This is a genomic window from Clostridia bacterium (genome assembly GCA_012840125.1).
GTDB lineage: Bacteria > Bacillota > DULZ01 > DULZ01 > DULZ01 > DULZ01.
On sequence record DULZ01000032.1, the window covers coordinates 1 to 13,340 of the forward strand.

Consider the following 13,340-nt stretch of genomic DNA (forward strand, 5'->3'; position numbering starts at 1 on the left):
GGGAGCATGTTTATCAGCTTCAACCTCAGCTTCGTTGAAAAGGCAAAGCTGGTTCGGATCATGTTCCAGCACATACCGGCGTTTCTCACTGGATGGGCCGAACATGGCCTTTTGCAGCCTCGCCAGCTTCTCCTCAAGCTGTTCAACCTGAGCTTCCAAGTGGGCAATGTATGCAGTTACTTCCGGGGAAAGTCCCTCAACGTTTATCTTTTCCATGGTTAGAGTATATCATGGGAAAGATCATACCGCCAGGGAATTCTTGGGAGATGGAGTGATTTTTTTACTGGGTTTTAATAGAAATCCCGGGCGGTAATTTCCCCAAAGCCTTTAGGTGGGTCGATGGTAAAGCCCTCCATTAAGAGGCGGAGCTGTTTTACGGTGATGTTTCTCACCTTGCCCGGGTCTTTCGGCCATTTGAACCTGGCGCCGGCCCCGTCGAGCCGTTTATAGTACAGGACAAAGCCGTTTTGGTCCCAAGTGAGAGCTTTTAGACGGTTGCGGTTCCGATTGCAGAAGAGGAAGAGGTAATTGCCGAAAGGATCGAGGTTGAATTTCTCTTTTACCAAAAGAGCGAGGCCGTCCACGGATTTTCTTAAGTCGGTAGCCCCGCAGGCCAAGTAAATGCCGTCATATGCAAAAATGTCCTTTAGCATAGGGCCTGCACAACCTTAAGAACCTCCCCCAAAAGGGTTGGGTTAAAGTCCGGTCCTACCAAGATGTTGAATCTGCCGCAAGTAATCTTGATTTCGTTATTCCAGTTATCGTCTTTGACCAGAGTTACATTAACCCACTGAGGTGTTTCACCTTGCTTGGTCTCCTGGTTTACCCTGGTGTCCCAACTGCAGTACTGGGAGTATTTGATACCGTTTTGCCGGCACCATTCCTTGGCGGTCAGGCCGCTTGCTCTGCACTCGGCTACCAGAGCTGCTCTTTCTTCCTTGGTCATTTTTGATACCTCCATTCAAAATCGCTGGAGGTATTGTGGCACATTTAGGCAGGGGCGGCAAGGTACCTGATTATTGAGCGCTTACAATTATTTGAAAATTGAAGCTGGGATTTTAAAATAGATTTATTTCACATGATTTTGGGAAAAGGGAGAGGAGTTGCCTGCAAAATATACGTCACTGCTTAAGACACCGCTTTTCATTACCAACCCCCGGAGTATTTTATTATACATGACAATGTTTTTGGCCCTTTTTACCGCAATGCTCCGGACAAGGGGTTGTATCCTTTTTTTTGTATCTTGCCTGGAAACCCTCCATGCCTTCATTCAGACTTAAAGCCAATGCATGGGCACTTTTGAAAGCAAAACTTAGACCCTCCGCCGAACTGGGGCTGATGAAGCCCCCGGCTTCACCGATCAGGGCAACTGAATCATTACCGGTGATGATATCCCCGGTGCAGGGACGTAAAATTGGAGCGGCCTCTCTTTTTAGGGGTCGGTCAAAGCGGAAGCCATAGTCTCTAAGTTTGCTTTTCAGAAGATGGTACTTCTGCCTGGGCTCATCTGACGGGATAAGGGCTGAACCAATTAAGAGTTTTCCTTCCTTGAAGATGGTCCAGGAATAAAAGTCGGTTACCGCACTGTCAAAGATTGCACCGTAATGGGGAACTTCTATATCTGTTTCAAACCATTCCTGGATGGCAATATATCGTTTAAAAGAATCCCTTTCTTTAAAAAATTGTTTGCGGAGACCGGACAGAGCGCCGTCAGCTCCTACAACCACACGGGCCTTCTCCTGACAAGCCTTCCCTTGGTGAATGAAGGTAACTGTATAGCCTTCATTACATTTCTTGACGGAATCGAGTCGACACTCCATTCTCAAATCGACACTGTCCGGTATTAATGATACCAGCCATTCATCAAACCGGTTTCTGTTCATATTAAAGTAAAAACGTTGGTAATACCGTTCCAAACAATTGTCAAAGTCGATGGTTCTGACCAAAAAAAGCTGGGGGTTTACCAGAACACCGGTGGGCACGGCAAGACCAAGCCTGCCCAACATTTGCTGGGCATCAGGAGCCAGGAGTCCGCCGCAGCATTTTGAGATTCCGTTTTGGTCTCTGCAAAGCAAATTACGCTTGTCCAGAAGCATTACTTTATATCGTTTATCCAGCAAGCGGGCCAGAGTGGCTCCTGCCGGACCTGCGCCAATAATAGCAATGTCATAGATCATAGACGAAATATCCTCCTGCATTGAGTGACATTTTACTATGCTTATTTTAGCCTATTTCAGGTTCAATTCCTTTTTCTATTGCAAAAATTGCTGAGGCAAACACTGCCGGGAAGCAGAACATTCCCCAGGTACCGGAGCGCCTTTCAGTTCGGAACAATGGCTGGATTATTTCCGGTGTGAGCATGTAGAAATATGTTGAATTGGTTGATAATTGACAGTACAATTTTAACTACAATAGCAATATTATCCACTTAATAATATTAATAACAGTTAAGCTGCAAAATTTTGGACTGAAGAAAGGAATGCTATGAAAGAAAAATACGGGCTGTTCCAGGAAAGTAAAATTAAAAATCTTTTTGTTATTCTTATAATCTTCGTGGCCCTATGTGGCCTCCTCTATATCTATTATGCCTGGGAGCAATATACCCGGGATGCTCAGCAGGAAGCCATTGGCCTGGCTGTTTCTGTTGCCTCTTTTATTCAGCCGGAGCGGCTCATGAATCTGAAAGGGAATCTTTCTGATCTGGATTCTGATGATTACCTGTCATTAAAAAACAGCTTGGTGGACATTAAACAGGGCAAACCGGAAATCGGTTTCGCCTATCTGTTAACTATGAAAGACGGCAGTCTATATATCATTGCTGATTCAGAGTCTCCCCAGTCTGAATACTATTCTCCCCCCGGCCAGGAGTTTTCGGAGGCGGCCTCACTATATAAGGAACCTTTCTTAACCGGGGAGCCAATCTTGACCATTCCCATTACCGACCGCTGGGGCACTTGGGTCAGTGCTTTGGCCCCGGTAAAAGATCCGGATACAGGCGAAGTGCTGGCCGTATTTGGTATTGATTATCCGGCGGGCTACTGGCAGGCAGAAGTGAACAGGTACCTGCTCCATTCCACTGCAGTAGTGGCCTGTATACTCCTGCTCTTAATGTTGCTCTGCTGGGTAATCTTGAATAATTACCGGTTGGCGGTCTTAAGCAGGGAGCTTAAAGATACTGAAACTTTATTCAGGACCGGTTATGAACAGGCGCCGATTGGAATCGCTCTGCTGGATTGTTTCCATTTTATATCCATGGGTAATACCGAGTTTGCCCGGATCTTAGGAAGAACCAGAGATGAAATTGCTTCTTTAAATTGGAATGACGTTACTCATCCCGATGACTTGCCCGGGGATCTGGAATACTTTAAGCAATGTTATAAGGCTGAAACACCGGGGCATTCTCTGGAAAGACGTTTCATTAGACCCGATGGCACCGGCATCTGGGTGAACATGACGGCGAGCAGGTTAAGGTTGACCAGCGGTAATGTTACCAATGACTACTACTTATGCATGGTTCAGGATATTCAAGCCCGGAAAGAAGGGGAAGAAGCCCTGCAGGAAAGTGAACGAAGCAGGAGGGTATTGCTGGAGAACCTGCCGGGAATGGCTTACAGGTGCAAATTTGATGAACACTGGACAATGGAATTTGTGTCCAAGGGTTGTTATGACTTGACCGGATATAAGAGTGAAAGCCTTTTGTATAATAGAGAGCTGTCTTTTAATGATTTGATTGTTCCGGAATACAGGGATGTATTATGGGCGGAATGGGAACGGGTAATTGAGGAACGGCGCCTGTTCCGCTATGAATATGAAATAATCACTGCCACCGGGGAACGGAAGTGGGTCCTGGAAACGGGACAAGGAGTGTTCGGGGATGACGGCGAGGTAGTAGCCCTGGAAGGCATTATTATTGACATCACCGAAACCAAGGAAAAACAGCGGCAGATCGAATACTTCAGTGACCATGATTTGATGACCGGTGTGTATAATCGCCGGTATTACGAAGAAGCAAAAGCCCGTTTGGATAGGGAGGATCAGACGCCAACAGCCATCATTATTGCCGATATTAACGGCGTCAGGCTGATTAACGATGCTTACGGCACTGAGGCAGGGGACCGGCTGATCATCGAAGCAGCGAAAATACTGCAAAGATGCTCACGGGAAGGTGATATCCTGGCCCGGACCGGTGGAGACGAGTTCAGGCTGCTCCTCCCCAAAACCAATCGTTATCAAGCCAACAAAATTCTAAAGGCTATCCAGGAAGATTGTCACAAGTTTAATGCTAAAGTAAAAGAAACTGAGCGGCGGATCAGTTTGTCTGTGGGCATGGGAATCAAAGCCGGCAAAGAATGCACTTGGGAGAGTGCGGAAAAGGAAGCGGACGAATCCTTGCGCAGGCATAAGCTCTTCGAGCAGAAAAGCATGTACAATACCATTTTGTCCTCGATCATGGCTACCATGTATGCCAAAAGTCAGGAAACGGAGGAACATTCCCAGCGTCTTTCGGAAAAATGCATTAAAGTTGCCGAACGGTTAGGGCTGCCTCAAAATAAACTGGATGAACTGCATCTTTGTGCAATGCTGCACGATATCGGGAAAGTGGGCATTGATGACCGGATTCTGAACAAGCCGGGAAAACTCACAGAAGCGGAATGGGCGATTATGAAAACCCATCCTGAAATAGGATACCGGATTGTCATGTCCGCACCGGAGCTGTCCAGCGCCGCAACGGTAATCCTGGCCCACCATGAACGTTGGGACGGAAAGGGATACCCTTTAGGCTTGTCGGGAGAAGAAATTCCTTTACTGGCCCGGATTTTAGCAATTGTCGACGCTTATGATGCCATGACTCAGGAACGGGTCTATCGTAAAGCATTGCCTAAAGAATTGGCTTTGAAAGAAATTGAGAAAAATGCCGGTATCCAGTTTGATCCCACCATAGCCCGCATATTTGTTGAATTGATGCGTGACGAAGACTAAGTACCGGGTAAGTTAAGGAGAAGGAGAGGACAGTGGAAACGGAGAAATGCGTTAAAAAGGCAATAGAGGAATTCTGCCTTGAGTTTGTGAAAAAACCGTATCTTTGTTATACGGAACAAGGCCTCCATGCCCGATTTTATTTGACACTGTACAATATACTTCCTGAAGACAGGCGATACATAGTTTTTGATGGATTGGTCAGAGAAATCGAAAAGGATTTTGAGTATTGAAGAATTTTTTGAAACGGTAGCCCTTTGCAGTTGTGAGAACTTATTGGTTTATGTGGGGATCCATGACAAAACAGCTAATTATCAAAACGGGGTTTGGGTGCTTTCGAAATCAGGAATTAGGCAGCTCTAAGTTGGCAGTAAAAGGAGGGAGCCGGTTATGCCTTTTGCAATTGTCAGAAACGATATCACCAGAATGGAAGTGGATGCCATTGTTAACGCCGCCAATACCGCTCTCCAGATGGGAGGAGGAGTCTGCGGCGCTATCTTTAGGGCAGCGGGAGCGGAGGAGCTTCAAAAGGAATGCAACGCCATCGGCCACTGCGAGACGGGACAGGCCGTGATTACCAAGGGATATAAACTCCCGGCCAAGTACATTATTCATACCCCGGGGCCGGTTTGGCGGGGAGGTCATTATGGAGAGGAACAGCTATTGCGAAGTTGTTATCTCAATTCCCTAAAACTGGCCAAAGAGCATAACTGTAATTCTATTGCCTTTCCTTTGATTTCGTCCGGAATCTTCGGTTATCCCAAAGACCGGGCCTTAAAAGTTGCAACTACGGCCATCAGTGACTTCTTAAAAGAAAATGAGATGCAAGTATATTTAGTCGTTTTTGACAAGGCGGCTTTTTCTATAAGTGAAAAACTGTTGGGCCAAATCCAAAGTTTCATTGACGAACATTATATAGACAGGCACCGGCCTCCAAGAAGAGAGCTTCTGGAAGTGGAAACAGTTGCTCTTAAAGAAGCTATGTACGTGCCCAAGCAGATAGAGTATAAGATTGCCGGGCCTGCGGGGCTGGAAGATTTGATCGGGCGCCTGGACGAATCCTTTTCAGAGACCCTTTTTCGCCTTATTGACGCCAAAGGGAAAACCGATGTGGAGGTTTACAAGCGGGCCAACCTGGATCGCCGGTTGTTTTCCAAAATCCGCAGCAATAAAAGTTATATGCCCAGCAAGAAGACGGCGGTGGCCCTGGCCATCGCTTTGGAGCTAAATCTGGCCGAAACGAAAGATTTGCTGTCACGGGCCGGATATACTTTGTCCCGGAGCCAAAAGTTTGATGTCATTATTGAGTATTTCATCCGGAACGGGAATTACGATATCTTTGAGATCAATGAAGTCCTGTTTTATTTTGATCAGCCTTTACTGGGAGCGTAAAGGCTGATTTGTCGCCCGGGAGGCGACCGTTGGCAGTTTGGTTTATGTTATCCTCTGATCAAAATTGAACGGAGGAGGATAACGAAAATGAAAAACAATCTGACAGAACTGGTGTTTATCCTGGACAGGAGCGGTTCCATGGCAGGTCTGGAGAGCGACACTATCGGCGGGTATAATGCCATGCTCAAAAAACAGCAGGAGACTGAGGGGGAGGTAATTGTCACCACAGTTCTTTTTGATGACAAGTATGAGCTTCTCCATGACCGGATTAACCTGAAGGCCATTGCTCCCATTACTGAAAAAGAATACTACGTTCGTGGCACGACAGCCTTACTGGATGCCGTCGGAAAAACCATTAATAAAATTGTAGCGGTACAAAAACATACGGCGGAAGAATACCGGGCGGATAAAGTGCTGTTCGTGATCACCACCGACGGCATGGAAAATGCCAGCCGGGAGTACTCCTATGAGCAAATTCGCCGGATGGTGGAAAGACAGAAAGAGAAGTACGGATGGGAATTCATTTTTCTGGGGGCCAATATTGATGCAGTGGAAACGGCCGGCCGGTTTGGAATTGATGCCGGCAATGCTGCCAATTACCACGCCGACAGCGAGGGAGTTCAGCTGAACTTCCAGGTGCTCAGCGAGGTTATAACCAACGTTCGGGAAAGACGACCCCTTTCCGGCGGTTGGAAAACAAGGATCGATACGGATTATAAACGCAGGAAGATGTAAGAAGCTATCTTCTGGGATAAAGTGGTTTTAGGAGAGGTAAGTATGGGAATAGAAAAATTTGTTAAGAAGGCAATCGAAGAGTTTTGTATTGAATATGTTATGAAACCGTATTTATGTTATACAGAGCACGGCCACCATGCCAGGTTCTATTTAACCTTATATAACATGCTTCCTCAATCTGAACGATATTTTGTTTATAACGGTGAAGAAGTCTGTGTTATTCAAAAAGAATACCCTACAGCCCATAACCTGGACAAAAGCAGAAGACAGAATTGGGATATTGCAGTTCTTAAGAGACCTGTTTCTTCGGGTGAAAAGGGGGAACCAGGTTATGATTATTTGCCTCTCAATTCGGTTGTTGAGTTTGGTCTCAACGCAGGAAAAGAGCATCTTGTGGAAGATATACGCAGGCTGTGCCACAAGAATTCGAATGTAACGCACAAGTTCATAGTACATTTGTATCGAATTTCCACTAGCGGCAATTTAATTTCTGGCAGGGATTGGTCCGAAAAATCAAAGAGAATCCTGAGCTTGGACGAGATTACTGATTTAGTAACCGGCTACGCTTGTGACAGATTATTGGTTTATGTAGGTATCCACGACAAAACGTTCCCAAACAAAAACGGTGTATGGGCTATTTCAAAATCAGGAAGGCAACAAGTGTTTCCAAAAAAAATTTAGCCCTGCCGAGACGAGCCATGGGAGGCTGTGCCATGTTCGGTGGGGTGGCGGGGTGCAATGACAATGGTAATGCTATTTAGGATCACCTCTGTGTCACAGGCATCCTGTGCTACCCCTTCATCGGGTTTACAATCATGGCGAAATTCTGCCCTGGGCACCACTACAGTCAGTTCCGACGGTATCTCTAACGTAGTTTCCCGGGTGACCGACAAATTAAGGCCCCAGAGACTTAGGTCTATGTGATCTGTAGTCTGGTGTTTGTTGGGAGGGTTCTTCCTGTTCCATATTTTTTTAATTTTATTCTGAATCTTGCTCAGCCTGCTTTTCATTAAACATCTTCCTCGCTTCGCAAATGGGCAGTAATCTATTATTTATAACTTCCGGTATATATTATTAAAAGCTGGACGTGATGGTTCGGGTATACGGAGACAGATAACCGGTTAGGCAATGCCGGTTTGTGTTAAAATATTTTTGTCACGGGAGACAAAGACAGGAGGGGGGCTGCCCCAGTGACAGTAACAGTAGCCGACTTATTAAAATTGCCGTCTCTCCGCAATGCGGAAGTGGTAGCGGGCAGGGGCGGGCTGCAAAAAATCGTATCTTCCATTTCCGTTCTGGAAAGCGTCGATCCGGAACTTCTTATGGAGGCCCATTTCCATAACGATGAGTTTTACGGCAGTGAGATAGTGATCACCTCCTTTATCAATATCAAGGATGACGTGGAACTCCAGCGCCGGAACATCCGTCGCTTGGCAGAAGGCGGGGAAGTAGGCCTGATCCTTTATTATGTAGGTATCTTTATGAAGGAGATCCACCCCCGGTTGATTCAACTGGCCGATGAGTTGGATTTTACTCTCATCTGCATGCCCCGCAACCGGCTGGACCTGCGGTACAGCGAAGTCATTTGTGAAGTGATGGAGGCTATTTACCGGGACCGGTCTGCGGGAGGGTCCATGGTGGTAGAACTGCTGGAACGGGCTTCCCGTTTGCCCCAACACCAGCGGACGGTAGATACGGTAGTCAAAATGTTATCGGACCGGATCCGGGCCACGGTCATTCTAACTGATGCTCAAGGGAAGGTGCTCAATGAAGCGGCCTGGCCCCGTACCTTGTCCGGTTTGCACACTCACCTGAAAAAAGCATCGTTGCCTGAGACACCCGGAAAACCTGCACAATTTCCTCATGTTCCCGGTGGATTGCTCTACCGGGCTCCCATTGATTCCGGGACCGGTCCGGGAATGGATTTGTTCCTGATCAGGGAGGGTACACCCCTGTCAAGCGGTGAGTTCCAGCAGGCAGCGGAAATAGTACAGCTGGCCGTAAGGCTCTGGAGCCAGGAACATGACAAAGTGGTGATTTCCGAACTGGTCAAGGCCATTATGCAGGACGAGCCCATGAAAATGCGGCGTTTGGCGGATTTGTTTCAGATTGATGTGGCTTCTGTTCATGCCATGTGGATCGCTATGCCGGAGGCCGGCGGCCGCGGCTTTTCGACTGAGGCGGCAAAGGGGGCCTGGGAGGTGGCAAAGCAGTATTGCCGATCTTCCTTTGCCGATGTCTATGAAGACTGCCTGGTGGTTTTCATGGACGGTCCCCGGACTTTTCAGGATACGGAGACCCTCAAAAAGGAGCTGCTGGTCCAGCTGCCGGAAACCGGCATCCTGACCGTGTTTCGCAATTTGCAGGATACTGCGGCAGTGAGAGCAGCTTACCTGGCTAACCGGGATTATGCCGCCGATCTCCGGCTAATCTTTCCCGGCCGCGTCTGTTTCAATGAGGCGGAGCTGGATTTTGCCAAAGCTTGCCGGGAACGGATTGCTGAAGGCGAGGCGGCCTTGGCGGAAGCCCTGGCCCCTCTGAGTATCCTGGCAGGGGACAGGGAGGCTAAGGAATTGATCAATACCTTGGCGGTTTATTTGCTGGATACGGGAGGCAGCCTGACTGATACTGCCAACAAATTGTTCCTCCATAAGAATACGATTAAATACCGGTTAAAATGCATCTCGGACCGCCTGGGTTACCGGGTAGGTGCCATGCCTGCCTCTGCCAAATTGTTTGAGGCGGTGGCTATCGACAGGATACTGGGCTCCTAGCCGGGGTTCTTTGTCCCAAGGGACAAAATACCCTGGCTGTTTTTCTGTTGCCGGGCTAATTAACAACCTCCTCCGGCTTGGCTATACTGGTTATATTAGTTGAAAAACAATGGCCGGTAAAGGAGGCGGTTGGCTTGCGGAAAATAGGGTTGGCGGAAATAGAGGATATGGCCCTGGGGGCGGCTTTGCTGGGAGCCGGCAGCGGAGGGGACCCCTACATCGGGAAGCTGGTGGCCATCAGTGCCGTCCGGGAATGCGGTCCGGTAACCATGCTGGATCCTGAAGAAGTACCGGATGATGCCCTGGTAGTGCCCATTGCCATGATGGGCGCTCCCACGGTTTTGGTTGAGAAAGCCATCGGAGGCAATGAGTATAAGACGCTCTACGAAATGGTATCCCGCTTTTACGGCAAAGAGATCTATGCGCTGATGCCCATTGAGGCAGGGGGCGTCAACAGCATGTTGCCCATTGCCGCCGCGGCCCGGTTGGGGCTGCCCCTGGTTGATGCGGACGGGATGGGCCGGGCTTTTCCCGAGCTCCAGATGGTTACCTTCACCATCGGCGGTGTCAGCGCCACTCCCATGGCCCTGACCGATGAGAAAGGCAACAGCGTTATCTTTGATACCATTACCAATAAGTGGACGGAAGAACTGGCCCGGGCGGTGACCATGAGCTGCGGCGGCAGTGTTTCCGTGTGCCTCTATATCATTGACGGAAAAACCCTCAAAGAATATGCGGTGAAAAACATCATGACCAGAAGCGAACAGCTGGGCCGGGCTATCCGCACCTTGAAGTCCGGTACTGCCGGCACACGGGAAGAAGCTTTTTTTCAAGCTACGGAAGGTTTCAGGCTGTTCAAGGGCAAGATTGTTGATGTGCTGCGGGAGACCCGGAAAGGTTTCAATTTCGGCAAAGTAATTTTGGAAGGTTTGGGAGAAGACAAGGGCCGGAAGGCCTATGTAGAGTTTCAGAATGAAAATCTGGTGGCTGCCGTGGAGGGGGAAATCGTGGCCACCGTACCGGATCTGATCTCGCTGGTAGATTCGGAAACATTTATACCGGTAACTACCGATGCCTTGAAGTACGGCAAAAGAGTGCTGGTGGTGGGCCTCAAATGCTTTGAACTGTGGCGTACTCCCAAAGGATTGGAACTGGTGGGGCCCCGTTATTTCGGCTGCGACACCGACTATATTCCGGTGGAAGAACGGGTGAAAGGAGGCAGGGCCAATGTATAAACTGGGTATTGACGTGGGAGGCACCAACACCGATGCGGTTTTAATTGACGAGAACCTGAAGGTGGTGGCGGAGGTCAAGCACCCTACTTCCGGAGACATTCAGGAGGGCATTATTGGTGCCGTAAAGCAATTATTGGAGTTATCGGGAGTGGACCGGAGCCTGATCCGCCAGGCCATGTTGGGGACCACCCAGTGTACCAATGCCATTGTGGAGCGGAAAAACCTGGCGCCCATTGCCGTTTTGCGGATTGGAGCACCGGCGGCGGTGGGCATCCCGCCTATGACCGACTGGGAGGATGAGCTCAGAAAAGTAGTGGTAGCCCAGAAGATGATCGGCGGCGGCTTTGAGCACGACGGCAAGGAAATCGCCCCCTTTGATGAAGAAGCGGCGAGGGCTTTCTTCCGGGAAATCAAGGGGAAAGTCCAATCGGTAGCCATTTCCTGTGTCTTTGCCACTGTCCGAAACGACCACGAAGTGCGGGCGGCGGAGCTTTGCCGGGAGATCCTGGGGCAGGACATGCACATCTCCCTCTCCGGTGAAATCGGTTCCATGGGCCTCATCGAGCGGGAAAATGCTGCCATCTTGAACTCCGCCCTGTGCCGGGTGGCCCAACAGTTCACGGAAGGCTTTGCCCGTTCCCTGGCGGACCTGGGAGTGACCGGTGCCGCTGTCTACCTGTCCCAGAATGACGGCACCCTGATGACGCTGGAACAGGCTCGCCGTTACCCCATTTTGACCATTGCCTGCGGGCCCACCAACTCCATCCGGGGCGCCAGCTACCTGTCAAAACTGGAAAATGCAGTGGTGGTGGACGTGGGAGGTACCACCACTGACCTTGGAGTGCTGCAAAAGGGCTTTCCCCGGGAATCAAGTATGGGGGCAATTATCGGTGGAGTCCGCACCAATTTCCGGATGCCCGATGTGCTGACCATCGGCCTTGGCGGCGGTTCCATTGTCAGAGAACGGGAGGACGGCACTGTAACGGTCGGTCCTGACAGCGTAGGTTATCAGATTACGGAAAAAGCTTTGATTTTCGGCGGGGATACAGTGACTGCTACGGACATTGCCGTTCGATTGGGTTTGTACGACTTGGGAGATAAATCCAGGGTGGCAGGCTTAGACGAAGTATTCGCCTGGAAAGCCATGGATGCCATCTGCCGGCTGGTGGAAGACGCCCTGGATGCCATGAAATTATCCAATGAGGATGTGGATGTAATTTTGGTAGGCGGCGGATCCATCATCCTGCCGGAGAAACTGGCGGGGGCCAAAGCGGTGGTTAAGCCTGACCATTTCGGTATCGCCAATGCCATTGGCTCTGCCATCGCCAAAGTCAGCGGCACTTACGAAAAGCTGGTTGACTATGAAAAGGTACCCCGGGAGGAAGCACTGGTCCAGGCCAAGCAGGAAGCAATTGAAATGGCCGTTGCCGCCGGTGCCCTGCGGGAAACGGTGGAGATCATTGATATGGAAGATGTCCCCTTGGCCTACTATGCTGGCAAAACCAGCCGGGTGAAAATCAAGGCTGCTGGGGATTTGGGAAGCTAGTCGTTAGCAGAACCTCGTGAAGAAGGCACTCTTGGCTATTGAGCTTTTGGAGAAAGGTGAAGACGTATGAACAAGGATTTAGATTATTACATGGGTTTAGATTATGAAATAAAAATGAGGAAGTTGTCGGCCGAGGAAGGTGGCGGATGGTTCGCTGAAATACCCGTGTTACCAGGTTGTATGGCAGATGGAGATACAATTGAGGAATTATTAGCGAATTTGGATGAGGCCAAAAAAAGCTGGATAAAAACAAGTTTAGAATCAGGAAGAAGTATTCCTGAACCGTCAACAGATGATTTTTCGGGGCAATTGCGAGTTAGAATGCCAAAGTCATTGCATCGAGCGCTATCTAAGTTGGCAAAAGAGGAAAATGTGAGTTTGAATCAGTTTATTGTATTCCATTTGGCTAAGGGAATTGGCTACCGTAATTAAACTACGGACTTAGAACTAAATACCTTTTTCAGATAGAAACCCCTCTTGGTCAGCAAGTGGGGCTTTTCTGTCCTTAGAGTAAAATTATCGTAGGCAAATTCCCCAAAAAAATATGGGAAGAGTAAAAAAACCCTTCCCATACTCACGTCTTTCCTGTATGTTTGTAGTTGCGTATACCAACAAACGAGGTGAGACGTGACATGATCAGTTTACCCATAAAAGACTTAACATTCAAGGACCTAGAACGAA

Annotated in this window: 11 protein-coding genes and 1 pseudogene; 8 read left to right on the forward strand and 4 right to left on the reverse strand. The window is 48.8% G+C overall.

All coding sequences use genetic code 11. The features are described from left to right. The 4 genes and pseudogenes from GXX34_03730 to GXX34_03745 all read right to left on the reverse strand — a co-directional run. Positions 1–216 (reverse strand): IS66 family transposase (locus GXX34_03730; GenBank protein ID HHW06637.1); only part of this gene is annotated, 216 nt, incomplete at its 3' end. A 74-nt stretch (positions 217–290) separates the two neighbouring features. Then, a complete protein-coding gene (gene tnpB, locus GXX34_03735) occupies positions 291–653 on the reverse strand; it encodes an IS66 family insertion sequence element accessory protein TnpB (GenBank protein HHW06638.1) in 363 nt (120 codons plus the stop codon). After that, complete coding sequence (locus tag GXX34_03740) at positions 647–946, reverse strand: transposase (GenBank protein ID HHW06639.1); 300 nt, start codon at positions 944–946, stop codon at positions 647–649. Before GXX34_03740 ends, tnpB begins: the two co-directional genes overlap by 7 nt. Before the next feature lie 123 nt (positions 947–1,069). Further along, a pseudogene (locus tag GXX34_03745) lies at positions 1,070–2,177 on the reverse strand (FAD-binding protein). Positions 2,178–2,673: 496 nt separating this feature from the next. On the opposite strand from GXX34_03745, the gene GXX34_03750 reads away from it, so the two are divergent. The 8 genes from GXX34_03750 (at position 2,674) to GXX34_03785 (ending at position 13,091) form a co-directional block, all read left to right on the forward strand. Then, on the forward strand, positions 2,674–4,980 hold the full coding sequence (locus GXX34_03750; protein HHW06640.1) for a PAS domain S-box protein: 2,307 nt from the start codon (positions 2,674–2,676) through the stop codon (positions 4,978–4,980). 387 nt (positions 4,981–5,367) lie between these two features. Beyond that, the gene (locus GXX34_03755; GenBank protein ID HHW06641.1) at positions 5,368–6,369 is read left to right on the forward strand and encodes a macro domain-containing protein; all 1,002 of its coding nucleotides are present in this window, start codon (positions 5,368–5,370) and stop codon (positions 6,367–6,369) included. Positions 6,370–6,456: 87 nt separating this feature from the next. After that, a complete protein-coding gene (locus tag GXX34_03760; GenBank protein ID HHW06642.1) occupies positions 6,457–7,104 on the forward strand; it encodes a VWA domain-containing protein in 648 nt (215 codons plus the stop codon). 42 nt (positions 7,105–7,146) lie between these two features. Continuing rightward, positions 7,147–7,785 (forward strand): hypothetical protein, encoded by a 639-nt coding sequence (locus GXX34_03765; GenBank protein ID HHW06643.1) that lies wholly within the window; start codon positions 7,147–7,149, stop codon positions 7,783–7,785. A gap of 509 nt (positions 7,786–8,294) precedes the next feature. Beyond that, positions 8,295–9,878 (forward strand): PucR family transcriptional regulator, encoded by a 1,584-nt coding sequence (locus GXX34_03770; protein ID HHW06644.1) that lies wholly within the window; start codon positions 8,295–8,297, stop codon positions 9,876–9,878. Positions 9,879–10,012: 134 nt separating this feature from the next. Then, positions 10,013–11,113 (forward strand): DUF917 domain-containing protein, encoded by a 1,101-nt coding sequence (locus tag GXX34_03775; GenBank protein HHW06645.1) that lies wholly within the window; start codon positions 10,013–10,015, stop codon positions 11,111–11,113. Then, on the forward strand, positions 11,106–12,659 hold the full coding sequence (locus GXX34_03780) for a hydantoinase/oxoprolinase family protein (protein ID HHW06646.1): 1,554 nt from the start codon (positions 11,106–11,108) through the stop codon (positions 12,657–12,659). Before GXX34_03775 ends, GXX34_03780 begins: the two co-directional genes overlap by 8 nt. Before the next feature lie 66 nt (positions 12,660–12,725). Then, complete coding sequence (locus GXX34_03785; protein ID HHW06647.1) at positions 12,726–13,091, forward strand: type II toxin-antitoxin system HicB family antitoxin; 366 nt, start codon at positions 12,726–12,728, stop codon at positions 13,089–13,091. Positions 13,092–13,340 lie beyond the last annotated feature (249 nt).